This window comes from Psychroflexus tropicus DSM 15496, assembly GCF_000378765.1.
Classification (GTDB): Bacteria; Bacteroidota; Bacteroidia; order Flavobacteriales; family Flavobacteriaceae; genus Psychroflexus; species Psychroflexus tropicus.
In genome coordinates this window covers 327,194-349,992 of record NZ_KB905342.1, presented here as the reverse complement: position 1 = coordinate 349,992, position 22,799 = coordinate 327,194, and the positions used below count along the sequence as shown (strand labels likewise).

Genomic DNA, 22,799 nt, shown 5'->3' with positions numbered 1-22,799 from the left:
AGGGCTTTTTATGAATTAAACGATGCTTACTAAGCTTCGTAAGGCTTTACGTGAACAAAAGATTTGTCATCTTTAGTTTTCTTAAAATGAACGATTCCGTCAATTTTTGCATGTAAAGTATGGTCTTTTCCTGCGTAAACGTTGTCTCCTGGTTTGTGAGCAGTTCCTCTTTGTCTTACAATAATGTTACCAGCGACTGCAGCCTGTCCTCCAAAAATCTTAACGCCCAAACGTTTCGATTCTGATTCTCTTCCGTTTTTAGAACTTCCAACACCTTTCTTATGTGCCATGATGTTTAGTTTTTGATATTATGTTACTTACTTAATAATTCTATCAATTCTGCTTTTTTCAAGGCAGAGTATCCTTCTAGGCCTTTTTCTTTAGCCATTTCTTTAAGTTCTGCTACTGTGTGCTTACTCAAATCATTTGAAGCTTTGGCTTCAGCTTTCTTTGGTTCAGCTTTAGTTTCAGATTTTTTCTCTTCTTTTTTCTTAGAAGAACTGGTTTTTGATGATCCTTCAGAAACTGAAATATCTTCAATCTGAATTTCAGTAAGGTACTGGCGATGACCATTTTTCTTACGGTAACCTTTTCTTCTTTTCTTTTTAAAGACAATTACTTTGTCTCCCTTCAGGTGCTTAACGACTTTTGCGCTAACAGAAGCACCGTTTATAGCCGGGGCGCCAAGTGTTACGTTGTCTCCATCTGCATGTAAAAGAACTTTATCAAAAGATACATTGGTACCTTCGTCTTCTTTTAGACGGTGAACAAACACTTTCTGGTCTTTCGCAACTTTAAATTGCTGCCCTGCTATCTCTACAATTGCATACATAGTGTTTAGTTATTGAGTTTTACTAAAATAGTTTGCAAATATAGGATTTAAAAATTAAACCGTCAAGTCTAATTTTACTGAAAATTACTCTTTGATTTTATGCTTGAAAAGCTGCATAAAAGAAAGGGTTAAGACAATAGAGGTTGCCAATCCAGATAGAAATACAGTGAAGCAAAACACACCTACGCCAATATCATAAGATTTTGAAAAGGTTCCTGCTATTTTTTTAATAAATTCAGGATCTACTTCAGTGGCATATACGGCCATGAAGATGGTAAATAAGATAGAAGCTAAAAACCCTGTAACTATTCCTGCCTGAAATCCTGATGTATAGGTATAATCCTCTCTTTTTTCAATACGCTTATACTTGATGGCTTCATAAATAGCAAATCCAGTAATTACTCCGTTAAATAAACTGAAGAGTGGATTAGTATGAAAACCAAATAAAGATAAAACTAAAAAATATGCAATCAGCGAGGAAGTAAGTGCTATACCAAATCTAACAGAAAGTACAAATCGATTCATAGGTTTAATTTATGGTGCTAATATATTAAAATTACAAATGGCTAAGAATTAATTTCATGAATTAATAAACTCTTAAGTATTTACTAGAATCAAAATTTTTTTACAGGCCTTGTAACATTTTCCGTATTTTTAGACCTATAAATTAAATCAAAACCAAACAAAAATGACTAAAACTTTTATGTTATCAGTTTTTGTATTTTTCATCACGCTGGCTCACGCCCAGAAGGTGGAGTTTACAGAGTACGACTTAGACAATGGTCTGCACGTGATCTTACATCAAGATAACTCAGCTCCCGTTGTTACAGTTGGAGTAATGTACCATGTGGGTGCAAAAGATGAAGCCCCTGGAAGAACAGGGTTTGCTCACTTCTTCGAGCACCTTTTATTTGAAGGTACCGAAAATATTGAAAGAGGAAAATGGTTCGATATTGTATCTGCTAATGGAGGTAGCAATAATGCCAACACAACTCAGGACCGTACTTATTATTATGAAACTTTTCCTTCTAATGCCTTAGAGCTTGGCTTATGGATGGAGTCTGAGCGTATGCTTCATCCCGTGATCAATCAAATTGGAGTGGATACTCAAAATGAAGTTGTAAAAGAAGAGAAGCGATCTAGGATTGACAATGCGCCCTACGGTAAAGTTGCTTATTCAACAGGTATTAATCCTTATATGTTTGAAAAGCATCCTTACAAAAATTCAGTCATAGGGACTATGGAAGATTTGGATGCAGCGAAGCTTGATGAATTTAAAGCATTTTTTGATAAATATTATGTACCTAACAATGCTACATTAGTTGTTGCTGGTGATATTGATGTATCTGAGACCAAAAAAATGATTAAAGACTACTTTGGACCTATCAAATCAGGTCCAGAAGTAGAACGAGTTGATATCCAAGAAGACCCTATTGAAGAGAAAATTGTTGCTACAGATTATGACAGTAACATTCAACTTCCTTTAACAGCTCTAGTCTACAGAACACCTTCTATGAAAGACAGAGACGCTTATGTATTGGATATGATTTCTTCAGTTTTAACCGATGGGAAGAGTTCTAGAATGTACAATAGAATGGTAGATGACGAAAAGATTGCGTTACAAGTGCTTGCGTTTGCCAGAAGTCAGGAGGACTACGGAACTTATCTTATTGGAGCATTACCACTAGGAGATACAAAACTTTCAACTTTAAGGGATGTTATGGATGAAGAAATTGAAAAGCTTCAGACCGAGTTGATTTCTGAAAGAGAATATCAAAAACTTCAAAATAAATTTGAAAACAGATTTGTGAACTCGAACTCAAGCATTCAAGGAATAGCTGCTTCATTAGCAACCTACCAAATGCTTTATGGTAATACAGATTTGATTAACGAAGAAATCGAAATCTATAGAAGTATTACAAGAGAAGAAATAAAAGAGGTTGCCAACAAATACCTACAGGAAAACCAAAGACTCGAGTTAGACTATTTACCTGAACCAAACGAATAAAACAACCAAAATGAAAAAAATAATAGCAATACTAATAGTGTGCCTGATTGGTATGAGTGCTTCTGCTCAGATCGATAGATCTCAAATGCCAAAACCAGGACCTGCTCCAAAAGTTAATATTGGAGAGCCAGATGAGTTTACCTTAAGCAATGGCCTTAAAGTGCTCGTGGTCGAAAATAATAAGTTACCTAGAGTTTCTGCCAGACTAATAATAGACAATAAGCCTTATACCCAGAAAAAACCAGGAACACAGGCAATGGTGGCCAGTCTTTTGGGAACCGGAACTAAAAAAACGGGTAAAGACGAATTCAATGAGGAAATCGACTTTTTAGGAGCTACAATCAATTTTGGTTCCGAGAGCGCCTATGCGAGCTCATTGTCTAAATTCTTCCCTCGGGTGATGGAGCTTATGGCTGAAGGGGCTTTACAACCCGAATTCACTCAAGAAGAATTCGAAAGCGAAAAGGCAAAATTGATAGAAGGTTTGAAGTCCAATCAAAACGATGTTGGGACCATTGCTTCTAGGTTGAGTAGTAGCCAGGCTTATGGGTCAAATCATCCTTATGGACAATATGTCTCTGTAGAAAGTGTGGAAGACATCACTCTAGAGGATGTAAAAAACGCATACAGAAACTATTTTGTACCAGAAAATGCCTTTTTGGTATTGGTCGGTGATATCTCAAAAAAGGACGCTAAAAAAATCGTGAAGAGTACATTTGGAGACTGGAAAAAAGCCACTCCTCCAAATACTACAATTCCTTCTGTTAAACCAGCTCAGTATACTCAAATCAATTTGGTAGATATGCCAAATGCAGTACAAAGTGAGATCATCGTTCAAAATACGGTAGATCTTAAAAAGGCAGATCCTGATTACTTTCCTGTGATTGTGATGAATCAAATTTTAGGAGGAAGTTTTGGAAGTTACCTCAACATGAATTTGAGAGAAGACAAAGGTTACACTTACGGAGCTAGATCAAGCGTAGGTGATGATCGATATGCTTCCAGATTTAGAGCTTCTGCGGGAGTAAGAAACGCGGTGACTGATAGTGCTGTGGTTCAATTCATGAAGGAAATTGATAGGATAAGAAATGAAAAGGTAGATGCAGATAAACTTGAAGACACTAAGAAGAAATTTGCAGGAACATTTGTGATGCGATTAGAACAGCCCTCTACTGTAGCGAATTATGCGCTAGACATTGAGACTGAAAATTTACCAGACGATTTTTACGAAACTTACCTTGAAAAGATCAATGCGGTGACTCAGGAAGATATTCAAAGAGTAGCACAAAAGTATTTGAAAACTGACCAGATGCAAATCGTTGTTGCAGGTAAAGGTTCTGAGATCGCAGAAAACCTTGAGAAGATCGAGTACAACGGCAAGAATGTTCCGGTCTTGTATTTCAATAAAGAGACTGAAAAAATCGATAAGCCAGAATTTAAAAAAGACCTTCCTGAAGGCGTAACGGTTGAAACGGTTTACAACGATTACATCGAAGCTATTGGCGGTGAAGAAACTTTAGCTAAGGTCAGTTCCATGATGATGAAAGGAAGTGCTAGTGTTCAAGGCATGTCTTTATCCTTTACCAGCAAAGCTGCAGAAGGTGGGAAATCTCTTACTTTGGTCGAAATGAATGGTATGACGCTAAGCAAACAAGTCTTTGATGGTGAGAAAGGATATGCTGCTGCTCAAGGCCAAAAAATGGACATGACCGAGCAGCAAATCAAAGACACCAAAGTGACTTCAGGATTATTTCCAGAGTTGACTGTTAATGAAGGAGCAGAACTTGTTGGAATTGAAAATGTTAATGGTGAAGATGCTTATGTTGTGAAACTTACAGACAATGTAAGAGAATTTTACAGTATAGAATCTGGTTTAAAAGTGGGAACAGAAACCACAGTTGAACAAATGGGACAAAAAGCAACCTCTATGATTTCTTATTTAGATTATCAAGAAAAGAATGGTGTGATGTTGCCGATGACTCTAAGTCAGAATATTGGACCACAAACTATCGACATTAAATTAGAGGAAGTGAAATTCAATGAAGGCGTTAGCGATTCAGATTTTGAATAATCACTAAAATTTATGACTACTTAAAATCCCGCTATACAGCGGGATTTTTTGGTTTTAAGAGGTTTACTGCTTTTACAATGACACTTTCTACTGAAGTTGTATTGGACATAAAAGCATTCTTTGAATAATCTTTTGCAGATGCCAGTGTGGTTGGGCCTATGCAAATCAGTTTTGATTTTGAAGAGGGGTTTGCTTCAAAATAACTTTCAACACCAGAGGGACTAAATAAAAGGACCGCATCAAAAGATCTGTGGAATGATTTTGGAACTTTATGAGTATCATACATAAATACTTCATCTAGTCTTATGTTTGATTGTTTAAGTGTCTTAGAAAGCTCTGGTCGGCGTTTCAAACTACCAAAGTAAGTGAATGTGAGTTCAGAATAGTTTTCTAAAATTGATGAAGCCAGTGCTTTTGCATTATCTGCTACTTGTTCTACATCAAAACCTAATGATTGGAGTTTTTTTGCTGTTTTTTGACCTACACAAAAACACCGCCCTAGTTTATAACTTTGAATAAAATCAACTGTAGTTTGACTCGTAATAATTGCATTAGGATATTCTTTTTCTGAAACAGAATCAGGTATTTCTAAAGCTTCTGTTTTGATAGCATTGTACTCAGTTAGGCTAAGATTGGCGTTGAGAAGCAAATTTTTTTGAGCAGGAGATAACAATTTTGTAGAGAGCACAGCAGGCATATCACAAGACTTTACGAAGCTCTTCCATCAGCAATTTGCCTCCTTGATTCAAAACTGATTGAGCGCATTTTTTCCCAAAGCCTTCTACCTGTTCTAATGCCGTAGATTCCTGGATTAAAAACTTTTGTTTTCCATCTAAGCTAAATAATCCAGCTTCAAGTTCTAGCATATTCCCATTTACTTTAGCCAACGCGCCTATAGGAGCTGTACAGCCGCCCTCTAGCGTTTTTAGAAATTCTCTTTCCACTTTGACTTCCAGTGCAGTTTCAAGATGATTTAAAGCTTCTAGAGCATTTCTGCAAGTAGTATTGTGTTCCATCGTCACCACTAGCATCGCTCCCTGTGCTGGAGCCGGAATCATCCAATCCAACTCAAGGTGACTTTCTGGTTTAAGGTTGATGCGTTCTAAGCCAGCAGCCGCAAAGATGGCTCCAGACCAGTTATTATCTTTCAGCTTTTGCAGCCTGGTATTTACATTTCCTCTTAAGTTCACAACTTTATGAGTAGGGTATTTATTCAGCCATTGTGCTTTTCGTCTAAGACTGCCTGTAGCAATTGTTTCGTGTGAGGTAAATTCACTTTGGCTTTTGTGTATTAAGATGTCACTGGTGTTAGCTCTGGGTAAAACAGCAGCCTCCACTACTCCTTTTGGCAGAGCTGTTGGAACATCTTTCATAGAGTGTACGGCAATGTCGATTTCGCCTTTGATGAGGGCGACATCCAGAGTTTTAGTAAAAATCCCAGTTATACCCATTTCATATAGTGGCTGTTCCAAATTTAGATCACCTGTAGATTTCACAGGTTTAAGTATAGGGTGATAGCCTTCCTGCTCGAGTAGATGTTTTACTTTATTAGCCTGCCATAAGGCAAGTTCACTATCGCGAGTACCTATTCGAATAGTAGTTGACATATATTATTGGTGTTAAATGGGAGGTTAAGGCGATTTAATCTGAAGAAGTTTCCAGTTCAAAGACTTTTTTGAGTAAAGCAATGCTATCTTCAGTGGAGCCGTTAGCGCTTCTTAAGTGACTGGCAAAACTGCGAGTGATTTTATGAATTACCCGGTCTGAAATAATTTCTGCCTGTTCCTTGTCAAACTGGCTGTTTTTTTTGCTCTGGTAGTCCAACTCTTCGTCTTGAAAAATCTTGAATTTTTCTTTTAAAGCTTTAATGGTAGGAGCGAATTTTCGAGTATCCAGCCATTCATTGAATTCAGCTTTTACTTCTTCTATAATCGCTTCGGCATCAGGAATAAATGCTTTTCTTTTTGATAAAGTATCATCTGTAAGTTGAGATAAATAATCTAAGTGAAGCAATTTTACGTTTGGCATACCCTCAACATTTTCAGCAACGTTTTTAGGAATAGAAAGGTCTAAAACCAAGAGGTCTTTTTTAGGGTAAATCAATTCCTTAGTAATGGTTGGAGATTGAGCCCCAGTAGCCACTATAAGAATATCTGTAGTCCTTATTTCAGTCTGTAATTCTGAAAAATCTTTGACGATCAAATTGAATTTCCCTGCGATTTCTTCAGCCTTATCTTTTGTTCTGTTGATTAAGGTAATGTTCTTGTTACTGGTATGTTTGACCAGATTTTCACAGGTATTTCTTCCTATTTTACCAGTGCCAAAAAGAAGAATTTTTTTGTTAGAAACGTCATTGATGTGATCTAAGATATATTGTACCGAAGCAAATGATACTGAGGTTGCTCCAGAGGAAATTCGTGTTTCGTTTTTAATTCTACGACTCGCCTGAATGACAGAATTAACCAGTCTTTCCATGAAATGATTAATCATGCCTTTCTTTTTGGAAAGAGTGAAAGCAGTCTTAATCTGACTAATAATTTCGAAATCACCAAGAATCTGACTGTCTAAACCTCCTCCAACTCTATACATATGATTAATGGCCTTTTCATTTTCTAAAATGTATCCATTCTCATAAAATGTAGACTGGTCACCGATGCTAAACTCACATAGCAAATTAATAAGTACCTCTGCTTCATCGGAAAATGCATAAATTTCTGTTCTATTACAGGTGGATGATGATACCACAGAGGTGAGACCAATAGACTTAGCTTTGTCTAATAAGGCCTTTCTCTGGTCGATATTGAGATTAAATTTTCCTCTAGTCTCTGCATCTGCTTTTTGATAGCTGATGCCGATGACGTAAAAATTTTTATGTTTAGATACGTTGTATTTCTGCATTCCTTGATTCCAAAAATATGGAGTACAAAATTAGAGCATAAGGATAGTTAAAAATAACGCTATAAGTTCCTTTTTTGTCGTTTGGCGTATTTTTATACAAAATCTGACATATATCAGTCTATTTAAGTAATTTTGTAACTATAGTCACACTTTAGAGGGGTTTTAATTAGAACCATTCTAAATAAAAAAGTTAAGTCAATAGTCGTTATGAACGAAAAAAATGTCGCTAGAGGTTCTGAACAATATATTGAAATTGAAGAAGGAATTTCCATATTGTCGATCAAAAATGAGACAGAGTACGAGCAATGCATTACGCATAACATCAGTGCCGATTTCATTCAATTTCACTTTTGCGTAAAAGGAGAGATTAAATTCAATTTTAATGAAGGGAGTTATGCTTTAAATATAAAAGAAGACAACTCACTTTTACTCTATAATCCAGAAAGGGATCTACCGATTAATCTGGAGGCTTTTAAAGATTCCTGGTCGGTTTCTATTTTGATCTCAATAAAAAAGCTACACACCTTGTTTTCAGCAGAGGCCAATTATATCGATTTTCTTACGGAAGACAATCGCGATAAAAAGTACTATAAAGAAGTACCGCTTACTCCGGCAATGGCTGTGATATTAAGTCAGATCTTAAATTTCAACCTTCATCCCTCTGTAAGAAAAATTTACCTTAAGGGAAAGGCTTATGAATTGATAGGACTTTACTTTAATCGTCCTGCAGAAGCTGATATAGAACAGTGTCCGTTTTTGGATGATGAGGATAATGTAAAGAAAATAAAGTTGGCTAAAAGTATAATTCTTTCACGTATGACCGAGCCGCCAACACTTCAAGAATTGGCTGATGAGGTGGGTTTAAGCCTTAAGAAACTGAAGGAAGGATTCAAAGAAATTTACGGAGATACTGTTTTTGCGTTCCTCTTTGATTATAAAATGGACTACGCCAGAAAGCTATTGGAAAAAGGACAGCATAATGTTAATGAAGTTGGGTTAAGCATCGGATACAGTACAGCTAGTCATTTTATATCCGCCTTTAAAAAGAAATTTGGGACAACGCCCAAAAAATATATCCAGGGCTAATTATTTAATGGTGATGCGCTTATTCGTGATTTGATGTCCTAAAAGGATATCTCTGCAAAATATATAGCCCTCTAGATCCAGAAAATAAGTTTCCACTACAGTTCCACTTAAATTGTTTAAGCTTCCTAAAAGTAAAAAATAAACGGTGGGAGTGGTGTAAAGTGGTAATTCGGTTTCCACATGGGTGTTGATAAGAATATTATAGGACTCAAATCTATGGACTAAGGTATCTTTAGGAACTATTTTGATGTGCTTGAGAGTTTTATCATTCAGTATAGAGTCTTTAACTTGATCCACTTTAAAACCAGAACTAGCTTCTTGAATAGACCTAGAAACAGAAGGTAGGCTTTGCTTAAAACCCATCAAAACAGTGTTAGCTGAAATAAAATCTTTTTTTACAAATTGATTGAAGGCTGCATATTTTCCGTAGTTGATGAGTTCTACTAAAGCGAATTTACTTTCAGTATTATAAAAATCCATATAAACACTGTTATTGGTATTATTCGCAAAAAATATTTTGTCCTTCACAACAGTACCGATAGGATGTTGACAATCCTGATGTTCGAAGTAATGAATACGATTAAAGAATAATTTATCTTGGCTATGAAGAGTTAATGAACACAGAATGAACAAAAGAATAAAACCTTGTTTATAACTCATAAGTATTATTTAACAGAGATATATTTTGAATTTTTGTCGTAAAACCTCCAGAGGAGTTCGGCATCTTCTTCAGCATAATCTATACCGACTCTGGTGGTTTCCACTATTGAATCAATAACCAAACCACGATCTTCTATCCATATCTCATCTCCAGCGATGCTTTGCTCATTATGTTTTTTGGTGATTCCCATGGCCTGAGTCATATTACCTGGACCAGCGGTTAAGGTTTTATCCTGCTTTTTTTTCTGCCTGCGTTTCATCATATCTTGTATGCCATTTGTGGGCTCTATGGCTCTAATTAAAATGGCATCGGCATGACCTTCAGTATTAGTAACAATATTGAAAAGATGATGAATTCCATAGCAAAGATAGACGTAGGCTACACCTCCTGGTTCATACATCACCTTGGTACGTTTCGTAAACTTTCCTAAATGTGCATGGCAGGCTTTATCTCCTTGGCCAGCATAGGCTTCAGTCTCTGTGATTATACCCGAGGTAAAAACACCGTCAATTTGGGTATTCAGTTGTTTACCTATCAACTGCTTAGCAAGTGAAACTACGTCTTCATGTTCAAAAAAAGCTTTGGGAAGGATTTGTGACATACACTGAATTTCATTTCAAAATAATTAAATTTATATTTAATGTTGAAGTAACTATGAAAATTTTAATCTTCTTTTTGATTATGATCTCAGGAACAGCTCAGGAAGTCAGCCTTTACAACTTTAAGTCTGATCAAAATTTAAACGATTGGATTATCGTTAATGATGGAGTTATGGGTGGTCTTTCACAAAGTGAAATTCACCTCAACAAAGATGGACATGCGGTCTTTTACGGGAGCATCTCTTTAGAAAATAACGGTGGCTTTGCATCGGTAAGGCATCGTTTAGAGCAAGATAATGTTCAAAATTATATATATGTCAATCTAATTGTTAAAGGTAAACCCTCTACTTATCAATTCAGATTCAAGAAAAATAGGGATGATGCTTATTCTTACATACAGGAATTTGAAGTAACATCTGAATGGCAAAAGGTTCGCTTAAAACTTTCTGACTTTTATCCGAGATTTAGAGGAAGAAGTTTAAATTTACCCAATTTTGAAGCCGACACCATCGAAGAAATAGCGGTTTTGATAGGAAATAAAAGAAAAGAAAAATTCGAAATTGAAATCGATAAGATTTATTTATCCAACTAGCTTTATGAAAGAATCCGATAGAAAATTTGTAGAAAACTGGGAACGCGTAAGAAGCCAGGGAAAAATTATATACATGGTAAAACATGGAGTGGGTTTTGGGATCATCATCTTTGCCGTCAACTTACTTTTAAATTACTGGGATAAGTGGGGACAACTAAGCAACACTGACTTCTTTGTGCAACTAGCCATTTCTATTGTAGTAGGCGGTGGAATTTATGGTGCGTTTTCCTGGTTTCTGAATGATTTTATTTATCGAAAAAAGCTTAAGGATAATTAGAATCGTACTCGTGGACTGTTTGACTGGCTGACCAGTAAACCGGTTGACTAGACCACAGGTCAACTGGTTTACTCAGGAATCAAGGCTTTCAAGTCCTCCAAAGTATTAGCATCTTCTATCTTTTTATCCTGTCTCCAGCGTAAGATTCTTGGAAAGCGGGTTGCTACTCCGCTTTTATGTCGTTTGGATTCAGCAATGCCTTCAAAAGCGATTTCAAAAACGTGCTCATGCTCAACGCTTCTTACGGGTCCAAAGCGTTCTATAGTGTTTTTCTTGATCCAGGCATCCACCTTCTTAAACTCTTTATCGGTCAATCCAGAATAGGCTTTTGCAAAAGTGACCAGTTCACTTTTATCCTCATTCCATAAAGCAAAAGTGTAATCTGTAAATAAGTTACTACGTCGACCGTGACCTCTCATGGCGTAAGTGAGCACCGCATCAATGCTGAAGGGATCTGACTTCCATTTCCACCAGTCGCCTTTTTTACGTCCAACACCATAGCTAGAATCCGCTTTTTTGATCATCAGTCCCTCAGATTTAATGTCTCTGGCTTTTTCCCGTTCTTTGGCCATCTCTTCCCAGGATGAAAACCGCATGGTTTCAGAAAGGTGAAAGGGTTTAATTTTCGAAGCATATTGCTCGAATAAGTCATCCAGTAGTTCTCGGCGTTCTTCAAAAGGAGTTGAGCGGATGTCTTCTCCTTTATGCTCTAAAATATCGTAAGCTTTCAGGATAACAGGTAATTTATTTAAGAGGGCTTTGGTAACATTTTTACGACCAATTCTTGTTTGCAGATCTTTAAAATCCCCGATACTCTCTCCTGGATATGGTAAAATTTCTCCATCCAAAACGGTTCCATCTGGGAGGACATCAGTAAACGCTTCAAATTCTGGATACTTATCAGTAACCAGCTCCTCGCCCCGGCTCCAGACAAAAAGCTGGCCCTTCCTTACAATCAATTGAGAACGAATCCCGTCCCACTTGTGTTCTGCAATCCAGTCGTCTGGATTGCCAAGTTCTGAAGCCTCGTCTTCGATAGCATAGGCTAAATAAAAAGGATAGGGCTTAGACAAATAATCGGCTTCGTTTTCTTCTAAAATTAACTCGGTATATGAAATTTTACTAGGATCCCAGTTTCCCATGAGCTTAAAAGCGAGGATGTCTTCATCGATATTGGTGGCTTTAGACAAGGCTCGAGTCATTAATTTTTGACTGACACCAATCCTGAATCCGCCTGTAATCAACTTAGTGAAAACAAAGCGTTCATAATAGTTCAACTGACCCCAGTTCTCAATGAGGTAGTCTTTTTTCTCTTCTTCTGATTTTGGTTTGAGTTTTAGAATTTCCTGTAGATATTGAGTTAAGCTCTTTTCTGTAGATTTTACTTTTTCAGGAACTACTAAAGCAATGGTTTCTGCAAGATCCCCGACGATGTGATAAGACTCCTCAAAAAGCCAGAGTGGTATGTCTGCCAGTTCTGAAGCATAATGCCTTATTAGGGTACTATTGACCGGCCGTGGAGGACGTCTGTGAGATAGTATAGCGATGGTCCATACTTTGTCAGAATCTGTGGCTTTTAAAAAATAGTCACTCAAAGCCTCTACCTTACGGTTGGTTTTATTGGTACTGTCTATAGTCTTCACCAACTGAGCAAAATCTTTCATGCCTAATTACTTAATTTTCAAGTTTTCATTTTTAAGATTAAGGGCTGTTATTTTGAGAGGGTTTGAGTTGAGGAGTTTGCGGATATAAGTATCTTGTTCATTAGCAATTTTTTCGGCTAGGTCTGTACCAAACAACTGCTTAGCCATGGTGGCTTTGAGATACTTCTCTAAAATATGACTTGTGCTTCCAAAATTATAATTCATATTGAAGTCGCTTAGATATCGCGTATACTTATCTAAAGTTTGTTCTGTAATCAACGTTCTTTCCAAAAAATCTGTTTGAGAAAGTGAATTATAAAAATCACGATCTTCATCTAGTAAGTCGAAGATGAATCTATCCATAATCCCACCATTGTACATAAATTTGATGTCTTGTATAGCCTGAGAAGATTCTCTGGGAACAAAAATATCTGGTATAATACCTCCACCACCATAAACGACCTTTCCTTCTGGTGTTTCGTACTTTAGTGAATCATCTACTATAATACTGTCTCTGCTTTGTAGTTCACCATTAGTATACCTCTCCATATATCTTGAATAGTAAGCATCGTTATTCCCATTTTCGTAGGGACGTTGTATGGAACGACCCGTAGGAGTATAATATCGAGCTACCGTTAGTCTTACTGCACTTCCGTCGCCAAGATTCATTTCTCGTTGTACTAGTCCTTTACCGAATGAGCGACGACCAATAATGGTTCCTCTATCATTATCTTGTATAGCTCCAGCTACAATTTCGCTGGCAGAAGCAGATTTTTCATCAATAAAGACAAAGAGGTTTTGATCTTCGTACTGACCACGACCGGTTGCAAAGGTTTCTTTGATATCACCATTCTTATTTTTGGTGAACAAAAGCAATTTACCATCGGCGATAAATTCATCCAAAATAAGTGTGGCTTGCTTGAGAAAACCTCCGCCATTTGATCTGAGATCCAGGATAACACTTTTCATTTCTGGTGTAGCAAACTGCTGCAACTTGGTTTTGAATTCTGAGTAAGTTGATTCTGCGAATCTGTTAATTTTAATGTAGCCTAAAGTATCATTTACCATGTAGCCTGAGTCTACACTAGCCAGGGGAACAACACCTCTGCTGATTTCAAAATCCAGTAATTCTTCTTTTCCATAGCGCTTAACCTTTAAGTTGACTTTGGAATTTACAGGCCCTTTTAAGATGCTTGTGATGGAGTCGTTGTTCATGCCAGTTCCAAATAGAGGAATAGCATCTGCATATAAAATGCGATCCCCTGCTTCCAGCCCGGCCTCTTCTCCTGGTCCTTTTTCTAAAGTTCTAATGACGGCAATTGTATCTTTAATAGTATAAAAACTTATACCAATACCAACAAAGTCGCCGCGCATATTATCTTGTACATAATCATATTCCTGACTGGAAATATAGGCTGAATGAGGATCCAGGTTTTCCAAAATTGAAGAAACAGTAATATCAACAATACTATCTGTATTCACCTCGTCGACATATTCCTTATCAATGAAATTGATAAGCCTGTTAAGTTTCTGCCGCTTCGATGAAGTTGAACCTACCAGAGAGTCTTGTTGGAAATTGAGAAGATCCCCAAGCATAATCCCAACTGCAAAAACCACAGCGAGTAGGAGAGGTAAAAGTATTTTAGTTCTTCTATTCATTCTTCTAAATCCTCAATATGTTTTAAATCAACGCCGGCTTTTTTTAAAAAATCTAAACCTGAATTGTCTTTGTATAGGAACTGGTAAACTACTCTTGTAATACCAGCCTGATGAATCAATTTACTACATTCTTTACAAGGCGATAAAGTGATGTACAAAGTTGAATTTTTGGAAGATTGGGTGGAGGCGGCTACCTTCAAGATAGCATTGGCTTCTGCGTGTAAAACGTACCATTTGGTCAAGCCTTCATTATCTTCACAAGAATTATCAAATCCACTAGGCGTCCCATTAAAACCATCAGAAATAATCATTCTGTCCTTAACAATAATGGCGCCTACCTGCTTACGTTGACAATGTGATAATTTACCCCATTCTCTAGCCATACGCAAATAAGCTTTATCAAACTTAAGTTGCTTCTCTTTTGTCATTTTTAAAATATATTCGAATATAAAACTAATGCGCTTTGACAAGCGTTAACACACCCCTTAAATTTACTTAAACTCTAAGATTTAGAGAATTAAGTTCTAAAAGATCCAATTTTCTGAAAGGATCGGGATGGTCATTCCTAAAACAATTGAAGAGATGACTAAGACCCAGTCCCGTTTTGAAAACCTAAAAAGATTTTGAACTAAAAAACTTAAGAGCAGGACTGCAAAAACTACGAGAATTTGAGCAAGCTCAATCCCTAAAGCAAATTCAGCTAACATCAAAAAAATATTATCTGCACTTTTGGCTAGCATATTAAAGTAAGTTGAAAAACCAAAGCCGTGGACTAGTCCAAAAAAGAAAGTGACAAAATATAAGAGGTTGATTTTACCGCTGCCTTTCGATTTTCCTGCCGTAAAGACGTTGTACAACGCAGTAAAAATGATACTTACCGGTATCAAAAATTCGATGATGGAGGTGTCAATTCTCAAAATATCATAGGCAGACAGGGCTAAGGATAACACATGTCCAACCGTAAAAAGAGTGACGAGCCATATTACATTTTTGCTTTGTTTAAAGGTGTAGGAAGCCACCAAAGCGGTCAGAAAAAGGACATGGTCATAGGCATTCCAGTCTAAAACATGATCGAAACCCAATTTGAGATATAGCCAAAAGTCTTCCATAATGTGTCTTTAAAAATTTTAGTTTCTATTTCTTTTTATAGTTTTCCTTTTTAGATCAGGATGTAAACGTAAAAATAATAGTCCTATGATATCTACAGGTCTAAATTTTGTTTATTTTTGTCAAACAAGGGGGATTAGCTCAGTTGGCTAGAGCGCCACGCTGGCAGCGTGGAGGCCATCGGTTCGAATCCGATATTCTCCACTTAGTAAAACCACTTCGAAAGAAGTGGTTTTTTAATTTTAAGATGTAAATTTAATCGATGTACATCCCGTTTAAATAGTCTTTTTCTACAGGGAGTCTCTCAATTTCCATTTGGATAGTAATGCTATCGTTTAGGGTTCCAGTGATGAACCTGTAGTCTTTGATTTGAGCATCAATAAATTCGATGGGATGATTGGTTGTCGACCAAAAACTCATAAGAAGGTGTTCTCCTTTAATCTTATAGGTCCCGTGATGTAAGCTATCGTTAACTGATAACTTAACTCTATCATTTCTTTCAAAAAAAAGCATTGGAGTTGAGCCTAGTGTTCCTTTACTAAATGAAATACTTTTATTTTCAATCTTTGTATTTTTAACCTCGTAGCTTCTAATGAGGTTATAGTCATACATAGATATGACCACGTATGAAAATATGAAGTAAGCTATCGGAAAAAGAATCACGTAAACGATACGAAGTTTTTTCCAAATGCCACTTTTCGCTTTGATAACTTCACCATTAACTTTACCTCCCATTTCTATGAAGAATTTGTATACATCAGTGCGATATTCAAAAAGTAATATTATAGTGAGAAATAAGGTGATGGTTATGTGTTTTTTTAACTCATCGGCAAATCAAATTCAAAGTTGATAATAAAAATATTTAAGCACACTCCTAAAGATATTAGTAAGGCAATTAATCTCGTTCTTTTAAATACTACCAAAACACCTACTGCCAGTTCTGTAAGCCCTATAAAAATATTGTAGGCATAGGACCTTCCAAAAAAAGACATCATAAGCTCGGGTTAAGGCAATTCTGCTAAGGGAACAAAGTCAAGGTAATGGTTTAATCTGAATTGCATTTGCAACAGTTTTGGAATAGCAAGTGCTATCATATCTAGGAACATTAAAAAATTGCTAGATATTTAGCTAACCTGATAATCTTTTTGAGGATGGGGTTTTTCATTTGAGAGCGGTTATTGACCATTATTCTTATCTTTTTTATACCGATCAGAATTTCCTTGAACAAGCAGGTAAGGAATGCCTACCAATAATGCCAAACCTAAAGCGTAAAATTCATAATCAGAATTTTCCGTCCAATTGGACAGTAGAAGACCAGCTATAACCACAAGCGCCATCCCAAACATGACGTTCTTCATCAACTTTGCAAGAGCTTCTACATCAAACTGCTTTTGTTCTTCCTTACTCATGGTGTTGTAGCCTGCCATAAGCGTATACATTTCGCCGTATTTAATGAATACGCCAATCAAAATGAACATTATCGGGACTAAAATCATAAGCTAAATATTGATCATTAAATTCTAAATAAGTGACTATAACAATGAATAGGTTGTTTGAATATTTAGTAAACCCTCAAGCATAGTTCGTATGCCTCTTACATTAAATAAATATCTGAAAAAATTCTTAAAAATAACGTTGAAGCCTAAAAAGTCACCTTTTACAGTCAAAAGAAATAACTGTTGATCACTGCCAAGACCTAATTGTAGAAAAAGAATAAATTTGAAGCATCATTTAAAAGTATGAAAAGCGTCTTTAGCAGGTACAAGAAAAGTCCAATAGTCAAATTTTTACTTTCCAATCAGCAGCATGCCCCAATTTTTGTTTTTATGGGTGGTTTTATTTTTGATTCACTCACTCTGGGCCGTATCGATCGCACCTACGATACCGTGGTGCTTTGTTTGCACATGAGTTTTTTAAGCCTTTGGATTTACCTTTATAACAGCAAGGAAGATCTAAGGTGGTTACGCCAATATTTAGGACGTTTTACCAAATACCTTCCACTAGCCATACAATTTTCTTTTGGAGGATTATCCAGTGCTTTTGTGATCTACTTCTTCAGGAGTGTTTCTCTTTCAAAAACAATGGCATTTTTTGTCCTTCTGCTTCTTTTACTTTTAGCTAATGAACTCCTTAAGAAAAGAATTTCAAATAAATACCTCCAGTTTGGTATTTACTTTTTTATAAGTTTTACCTTTTTTGCGTTTATGATTCCTATGCTGATAAAGCAAATGAATACCTTTATTTTCATTCTTTCAGGTCTCATTAGCCTTTTAAGCGTGTTATCTCTGATATTAGTAACTTTCAAATCCAGTACAAAAGCGCGCTCAGAGGTAAATCTCACAAAACTGTTTAGCATTCTCTTTAGTATCTACATTGCCATTAACCTGTTTTATTATTTTAGCCTAATACCTCCAGTGCCTCTCGCCATGCAGACCGGGTTAGTTGCTCATCATGTAGAAAAACAAGGGGAGGATTACTTGGTTTCTTATGAGAAAGATGATTGGTATGTATTCTGGCGGACCTATCGCAGCGACTTTCATCGTCGAAGTGGTGAAGCTGTTTATGCGTTTACTTCAATCTTTGCACCAACAGAGCTCTCAAAATCGGTGTATCATCGCTGGCAGTGGCTGGATCCAAAAACCAATACTTGGAAGGTGACAGAAGATTTAGGCTTCAAGGTAACAGGCGGTCGGGATTTAGGATTTCGAGGTTACACCTACAAAGAAAATATCTGGCCAGGGCAATGGAAGGTAGAAGTCATCACAGAAGAAGAACTCGTTATAGGAGTTTTGCACTTCGATATAAAAACTGCTGCTACTGCCGAAGATAGACAATTAATACAAAAAGCTTTTTAAGTCTTATAAACTAAAAAGCATCCCAACTGAAAGTACAAAGCGGTCTAGTTCAGAAATGATGTACTTACCCTCTGTAAAGAGTCTAAAATTCTCTTTTGTAAACAGTTGTGCACCAAGTCCTAAATTTACTCCCAGGTTGACGTCTGCATTTCTGTTAAACCCTAGAAAGCCACTTCTATTGGTAATATTTCTGAATGTTCCAAAATGTAAGCCTCCTAATCCATAAAATTTAAGGTTATTACCTTTTGCTAAATCCAGATGTAAGTCTGTGTTCACTGTTACAAAATCACTTCTTCTGAAAAAGTAGTTGATATCTGGAGAAAAAGAAAGTGAATTAGTCAAGGCAAAAACACCTTTGAAGCCAATACCAGCATTATCTCGGTCTGAATCGAAAGAAACCTGTGCTCCTGCGAGATTTTGAGCTTGCGTGGATAAAGCAAAAGCAAGGGATAGAGATAAAATAAGATACTTCATAATATTAAATTGTTGAAGCTTCCAAGGCGTAAAATAGCATTTGTTGAGCTTGAGTTTGGGAGCCAAAGATACTTCTAAATTGTTGCAATTTCAGATCAAGAACGATCCAATGTGGTGTGCCTTCACATTCAAAATACTTGTAGGCTTCCGCATTGGGGTCGATATAAATCTCAAAAGGAGAACTTTTAGACCTGAAAATATCGAGGATTTCCGATTTAGAAAACGACTGATTTCCAAAATTGGTATGAATCACGATGAGATTGAGTTTAGGAAAATCCTTGGTCAATTCAAAAGCAAAAGGAATCGCTCTACCAGTACAACCAAGACAAAAAGTATTATAAAAAAGGATAAGGTTAGGCTGTTCGGTTGATAGCAAACTGCTTAAACTAATCGTTTCCTTGTTTAGGGTCAAAAGTTCTATATCCATTCATCAAATTAAATCAAAACACAAACTTCTAAAAAAATACCAATTCCAAAGGGATGATTAAATTATTTAATAACTTTAGAGTTTTCCGTTTCAAACCACAAAAATAAACCTAATCAGAATGAACATCAAAAAAGTCTTAGTCGCCAATAGAGGAGAAATAGCCATTCGAATCTTTCGAGCCTGTACCGAAATTGGCATAAGGACCGTGGGGATTTATACCTACGAAGACAGGTACTCGTTGCACCGCTATAAAGCCGATGAATCCTACCAGGTGGGTGACGATAAGGAGCCGCTAAAACCTTATTTAGACATTGATGAAATCATAAGAGTCGCCAAAGAAAACGGTGTGGATGCCATTCACCCAGGCTACGGATTTTTGTCTGAAAATGCAAAATTTGCCCAGGCTTGTAAAGAGAATAATATTGTCTTTGTAGGTCCTGATGTAAGTGTTTTAAAATCACTGGGCGATAAGGTTACTGCCAAAAAAGTAGCGATAGATAATGAAGTTCCAATTATAGAAAGCAATAAAAAAGAGCTGACTTCATTAGAAATAGCCACTGAAGAAGCTGAGCGTATTGGTTTTCCTTTGATGTTGAAAGCAGCCTCTGGAGGAGGAGGACGAGGCATGCGTGTCCTGAGAAGTATGGACGAATTGGAAAATGCCTACGGGGAATCCAGAAGAGAAGCTAAAAATGCCTTTGGAGATGAAACGGTGTTTCTTGAAAAATTTATTGAGAATCCTAAGCATATCGAAATTCAAATTGTCGCCGATAATCATGGCAATACGCTTCATCTGTTTGAAAGGGACTGTTCGGTGCAACGTCGTTACCAAAAAGTAATAGAATTTGCACCATCAAAAGATTTAAATGAAGCAGTAAAAAATAGGCTTTATGATTATGCAGTTAAAATCTGTAAAGCGGTTAACTATAACAATATTGGTACCGTCGAGTTTTTGGTCGATGAGGATGGCAGCATCTATTTTATCGAGGTGAATCCTAGAGTTCAGGTAGAGCATACTGTTACGGAAGTAGTTACGGGTGTAGACCTGATTAAGACTCAATTATACATTGCCGATAATTATAAACTTTCCGACGAGGAGATCAATTTACCAGATCAGGCCTCCGCAAGCATCAACGGATTTGCAGTGCAATGCCGGATTACAACCGAAGACCCTAAAAATGATTTTAAGCCCGATTACGGAACCATCACCACCTACAGAAGTGCATCTGGTTTTGGGATCCGTTTAGACGCGGGTAGTGTTTACCAGGGGGTAAAAATTTCACCCTTTTTCGACTCTATGCTGGTTAAAGTCTCTGCCAGTAGCAGAACTTTAGACGATGCCTGCAAAAAAATGCGACGGGCTTTAGCCGAATTCAGAGTGAGAGGTGTCAAAACAAACATGGCATTCTTAGATAACATTTTGAGAGACTCTACCTTTAGAGAAGGTAAAGTCACGGTGAATTATATCAAAAACACCCCCGAACTTTTCGATATTAAGGAACCTAGAAATAGGGCGACCAAAATGGTCAATTTCTTAGGGGATATTACAGTTAATGGAAATCCAGATGTAAAACATACCGTTGACAACCCAACATTTTTGAAACCTGAAATTCCTAAAGTATCAGCTCAAACCCCTTATGAAAAAGGAACTAAGGACTTGTTAACAGAGCTTGGTCCTGAAGACTTTTCAAAATGGTTATCTAAAGAGAAGAAAATCCATTTTACAGACACCACCATGAGAGATGGTCATCAAAGTTTGCTGGCTACCAGAATGCGAACTTATGATATGGAGAAAGTCGCAGCTAATTACGCTAAAGATCATCCTGAAATTTTTAGTATGGAAGTGTGGGGTGGAGCCACTTTTGATGTGTGCATGAGGTTCCTGAAAGAAAACCCTTGGGAGCGACTTAGAATGTTCAGAAAAGCCATGCCCAACATTTTATTACAAATGCTCTTGAGAGGTTCTAATGGAGTAGGTTATACCGCATACCCAGACAATTTAATCGAGCGATTCGTTACGGAGTCCTGGGAAAACGGAGTTGATATTTTCAGGATTTTTGATTCTCAAAACTGGATGAAATCCATTGAGCCTTGTATCAAATACGTCAGGGAAAATACCGGAGGTCTGGCAGAAGCTTCTATGTGTTATACAGGTGATATTCTTGATCCTAAACGAACTAAATACACTTTAAAGTATTACTTACAGTTAGCTAAAGACCTAGAGAATGCCGGGGCGCATATCATCGCTATAAAGGATATGGCTGGTTTACTAAAACCCAATGCGGCAAAAGAACTGGTCACTGCCCTGAAGTCTGAGGTGAAACTTCCTATTCACCTTCACACTCACGATACGTCTTCGATGCAGGCTTCCACTTACCTCAATGCCATAGAAGCTGGAGTAGACGTAGTAGATGTGGCGCTTGGAGGTCTGTCTGGCTTAACCTCTCAGCCTAATTTTAACTCGTTGGTGGAAATCCTAAAATACCATCCCCGAGAAAATAAATTGAATACCAAAAAGCTTAATGAATATTCGATCTATTGGGAGCAGGTCAGAACCTATTATTATCCATTTGAGTCTGGACTCAAAGCTGGGAATGGCGAAGTTTATACGCACGAAATTCCTGGAGGCCAGTATTCCAATCTAAAACCACAGGCCGAATCTTTAGGCTTGGCTGATCGATTCCATGAAATTACAGATATGTATGCTAAAGTGAATGAGCTTTTTGGAGACATCATTAAAGTGACCCCAAGTTCTAAGGTTGTTGGTGATATGGCTCAATACTTAGTGAGTAATAATTTGACGATCGAAGATGTTTTAGAAAACGGTGAGAATTTATCCTTCCCCCAATCGGTAGTGAGTTTCTTCAAAGGAGATTTAGGTCAGCCGGTTGGTGGTTTTCCAGAGAGAATCCAAAAGATTATTTTGAAAGGTGAAACGCCTTACACCGACAGACCTAATGCGCATTTAGCGCCAGTTGACTTTGAAAAGGAGTTCAAAGAGTTTCAGGGTTTATTTTCTGAAGGCATGGATAGAACTTTAGACTTTGAAGACTTCCTGTCTTACAAACTCTACCCAAAAGTCTTTACAGACGCCTTTAATCATCACACCCAATACGGTAGTGTGTTTAATCTTCCTACCAAAAACTTTTTCTATGGCATGGAGCCAGGAGAGGAAATCGTGGTTGAATTAGACAAAGGTAAAACCTTACTTATCACACTTGTATCTGTAGGCAGAACTGATGATGCCGGAATGACGACTGTATTCTTTAAAGTGAATGGCCAAACTCGTAACATTCAGGTAAGAAATGAAAGCGTTAAGGTAGATAAGGTGTCTCACACCAAAGCAGACAAGTCTGACGACAAGCAGGTGGGTGCGCCACTGCAAGGGTCACTGACTCAAATTTTGGTCAAAAAGGGAGACAAGGTGAAGAAGAATCAACCTTTATTTATCATTGAGGCTATGAAAATGGAAACTACAGTAACCGCTAATGCTGAAGGTGAAGTAAGTGAGGTAGCTTTAAAAACTGGAATTATGGTTTATGCAGACGATTTGGTGGTTAAACTGAAGTAAGGTATAAAGAAATAGACCTAAAAAGCCCTTTTACTTGAA

General features: G+C 37.0%; 24 protein-coding genes and 1 tRNA gene. 8 read left to right on the top strand and 17 right to left on the bottom strand.

Going from position 1 to position 22,799, the window contains the following annotated elements:
* Positions 1-29: 29 nt before the first annotated feature.
* The 3 genes from rpmA to F598_RS0101475 form a co-directional block, all read right to left on the bottom strand.
* Positions 30-290: a 50S ribosomal protein L27 gene (gene rpmA, locus F598_RS0101485; RefSeq protein ID WP_019037240.1), complete on the bottom strand. Its 261-nt coding sequence runs from the start codon at positions 288-290 to the stop codon at positions 30-32.
* A gap of 23 nt (positions 291-313) precedes the next feature.
* Complete coding sequence (gene rplU / locus F598_RS0101480) at positions 314-832, bottom strand: 50S ribosomal protein L21 (protein ID WP_019037239.1); 519 nt, start codon at positions 830-832, stop codon at positions 314-316.
* Between the two features lie 84 nt (positions 833-916).
* Positions 917-1,357 carry a DUF4199 domain-containing protein gene (locus F598_RS0101475; protein WP_019037238.1) on the bottom strand — a complete coding sequence of 147 codons (441 nt, stop codon included), beginning with the start codon at positions 1,355-1,357 and terminating at the stop codon, positions 917-919.
* Positions 1,358-1,520: 163 nt separating this feature from the next.
* Between F598_RS0101475 and F598_RS0101470 the strand changes: the two genes are divergently transcribed.
* Together F598_RS0101470 and F598_RS0101465 are read left to right on the top strand one after the other, a co-directional pair.
* Complete coding sequence (locus F598_RS0101470) at positions 1,521-2,840, top strand: M16 family metallopeptidase (protein ID WP_019037237.1); 1,320 nt, start codon at positions 1,521-1,523, stop codon at positions 2,838-2,840.
* A gap of 10 nt (positions 2,841-2,850) precedes the next feature.
* A complete protein-coding gene (locus tag F598_RS0101465; protein WP_019037236.1) occupies positions 2,851-4,911 on the top strand; it encodes a M16 family metallopeptidase in 2,061 nt (686 codons plus the stop codon).
* Between the two features lie 31 nt (positions 4,912-4,942).
* On the opposite strand, the gene F598_RS0101460 is transcribed toward F598_RS0101465, so the two are convergent.
* The 3 genes from F598_RS0101460 to hemA are packed head-to-tail and all read right to left on the bottom strand — an operon-like array spanning position 4,943 to position 7,809.
* Positions 4,943-5,608, bottom strand: coding sequence for a uroporphyrinogen-III synthase (locus F598_RS0101460; RefSeq protein ID WP_019037235.1), 666 nt, complete (start codon positions 5,606-5,608; stop codon positions 4,943-4,945).
* 1 nt (position 5,609) lies between these two features.
* The gene (gene hemC / locus F598_RS0101455; RefSeq protein ID WP_019037234.1) at positions 5,610-6,518 is read right to left on the bottom strand and encodes a hydroxymethylbilane synthase; all 909 of its coding nucleotides are present in this window, start codon (positions 6,516-6,518) and stop codon (positions 5,610-5,612) included.
* Positions 6,519-6,552: 34 nt separating this feature from the next.
* Entirely contained in the window at positions 6,553-7,809 is a 1,257-nt protein-coding gene (gene hemA, locus F598_RS0101450; protein WP_019037233.1) for a glutamyl-tRNA reductase, read from the bottom strand.
* Positions 7,810-8,016: 207 nt separating this feature from the next.
* Between hemA and F598_RS0101445 the strand changes: the two genes are divergently transcribed.
* The gene (locus F598_RS0101445) at positions 8,017-8,895 is read left to right on the top strand and encodes an AraC family transcriptional regulator (protein WP_019037232.1); all 879 of its coding nucleotides are present in this window, start codon (positions 8,017-8,019) and stop codon (positions 8,893-8,895) included.
* Here F598_RS0101445 and F598_RS0101440 read toward each other — a convergent pair whose 3' ends face one another.
* On the bottom strand, positions 8,896-9,555 hold the full coding sequence (locus F598_RS0101440; RefSeq protein ID WP_033408206.1) for a hypothetical protein: 660 nt from the start codon (positions 9,553-9,555) through the stop codon (positions 8,896-8,898).
* A 5-nt stretch (positions 9,556-9,560) separates the two neighbouring features.
* The gene (locus F598_RS0101435) at positions 9,561-10,157 is read right to left on the bottom strand and encodes a DNA-3-methyladenine glycosylase (RefSeq protein WP_019037230.1); all 597 of its coding nucleotides are present in this window, start codon (positions 10,155-10,157) and stop codon (positions 9,561-9,563) included.
* A 53-nt stretch (positions 10,158-10,210) separates the two neighbouring features.
* On the opposite strand from F598_RS0101435, the gene F598_RS0101430 reads away from it, so the two are divergent.
* Complete coding sequence (locus tag F598_RS0101430; RefSeq protein ID WP_019037229.1) at positions 10,211-10,747, top strand: CIA30 family protein; 537 nt, start codon at positions 10,211-10,213, stop codon at positions 10,745-10,747.
* Positions 10,748-10,751: 4 nt separating this feature from the next.
* Positions 10,752-11,024 (top strand): hypothetical protein, encoded by a 273-nt coding sequence (locus F598_RS0101425; protein ID WP_019037228.1) that lies wholly within the window; start codon positions 10,752-10,754, stop codon positions 11,022-11,024.
* A 68-nt stretch (positions 11,025-11,092) separates the two neighbouring features.
* On the opposite strand, the gene F598_RS0101420 is transcribed toward F598_RS0101425, so the two are convergent.
* From F598_RS0101420 to F598_RS0101405, 4 genes are all read right to left on the bottom strand, one after another.
* A complete protein-coding gene (locus F598_RS0101420; RefSeq protein WP_019037227.1) occupies positions 11,093-12,688 on the bottom strand; it encodes an ATP-dependent DNA ligase in 1,596 nt (531 codons plus the stop codon).
* Positions 12,689-12,694: 6 nt separating this feature from the next.
* On the bottom strand, positions 12,695-14,326 hold the full coding sequence (locus F598_RS0101415) for a S41 family peptidase (RefSeq protein ID WP_019037226.1): 1,632 nt from the start codon (positions 14,324-14,326) through the stop codon (positions 12,695-12,697).
* On the bottom strand, positions 14,323-14,754 hold the full coding sequence (locus tag F598_RS0101410; RefSeq protein WP_019037225.1) for a deoxycytidylate deaminase: 432 nt from the start codon (positions 14,752-14,754) through the stop codon (positions 14,323-14,325). Before F598_RS0101410 ends, F598_RS0101415 begins: the two co-directional genes overlap by 4 nt.
* Before the next feature lie 96 nt (positions 14,755-14,850).
* The gene (locus F598_RS0101405) at positions 14,851-15,435 is read right to left on the bottom strand and encodes a HupE/UreJ family protein (RefSeq protein ID WP_019037224.1); all 585 of its coding nucleotides are present in this window, start codon (positions 15,433-15,435) and stop codon (positions 14,851-14,853) included.
* 128 nt (positions 15,436-15,563) lie between these two features.
* Here F598_RS0101405 and F598_RS0101400 point away from each other — a divergent pair.
* A tRNA-Ala gene (locus F598_RS0101400) sits at positions 15,564-15,637 on the top strand.
* A gap of 51 nt (positions 15,638-15,688) precedes the next feature.
* Here the strand turns inward: F598_RS0101400 and F598_RS0101395 are convergent.
* The 3 genes from F598_RS0101395 to F598_RS0101385 form a co-directional block, all read right to left on the bottom strand.
* On the bottom strand, positions 15,689-16,168 hold the full coding sequence (locus tag F598_RS0101395; RefSeq protein ID WP_019037223.1) for a hypothetical protein: 480 nt from the start codon (positions 16,166-16,168) through the stop codon (positions 15,689-15,691).
* 83 nt (positions 16,169-16,251) lie between these two features.
* Positions 16,252-16,428, bottom strand: a complete 177-nt coding sequence (locus F598_RS15205; RefSeq protein ID WP_157594925.1) for a hypothetical protein — start codon at positions 16,426-16,428, stop codon at positions 16,252-16,254.
* A 180-nt stretch (positions 16,429-16,608) separates the two neighbouring features.
* Complete coding sequence (locus F598_RS0101385; protein ID WP_019037221.1) at positions 16,609-16,911, bottom strand: DUF3784 domain-containing protein; 303 nt, start codon at positions 16,909-16,911, stop codon at positions 16,609-16,611.
* 261 nt (positions 16,912-17,172) lie between these two features.
* On the opposite strand from F598_RS0101385, the gene F598_RS0101380 reads away from it, so the two are divergent.
* Complete coding sequence (locus tag F598_RS0101380; protein WP_019037220.1) at positions 17,173-18,288, top strand: DUF2914 domain-containing protein; 1,116 nt, start codon at positions 17,173-17,175, stop codon at positions 18,286-18,288.
* 3 nt (positions 18,289-18,291) lie between these two features.
* Here F598_RS0101380 and F598_RS0101375 read toward each other — a convergent pair whose 3' ends face one another.
* On the bottom strand, positions 18,292-18,762 hold the full coding sequence (locus F598_RS0101375) for a hypothetical protein (RefSeq protein ID WP_019037219.1): 471 nt from the start codon (positions 18,760-18,762) through the stop codon (positions 18,292-18,294).
* Positions 18,763-18,766: 4 nt separating this feature from the next.
* On the bottom strand, positions 18,767-19,189 hold the full coding sequence (locus F598_RS0101370) for a TlpA family protein disulfide reductase (protein ID WP_019037218.1): 423 nt from the start codon (positions 19,187-19,189) through the stop codon (positions 18,767-18,769).
* A 118-nt stretch (positions 19,190-19,307) separates the two neighbouring features.
* Here F598_RS0101370 and F598_RS0101365 point away from each other — a divergent pair, with 118 nt between their 5' ends.
* The gene (locus F598_RS0101365) at positions 19,308-22,760 is read left to right on the top strand and encodes a pyruvate carboxylase (RefSeq protein ID WP_019037217.1); all 3,453 of its coding nucleotides are present in this window, start codon (positions 19,308-19,310) and stop codon (positions 22,758-22,760) included.
* The last annotated feature ends 39 nt before the right edge of the window (positions 22,761-22,799 follow it).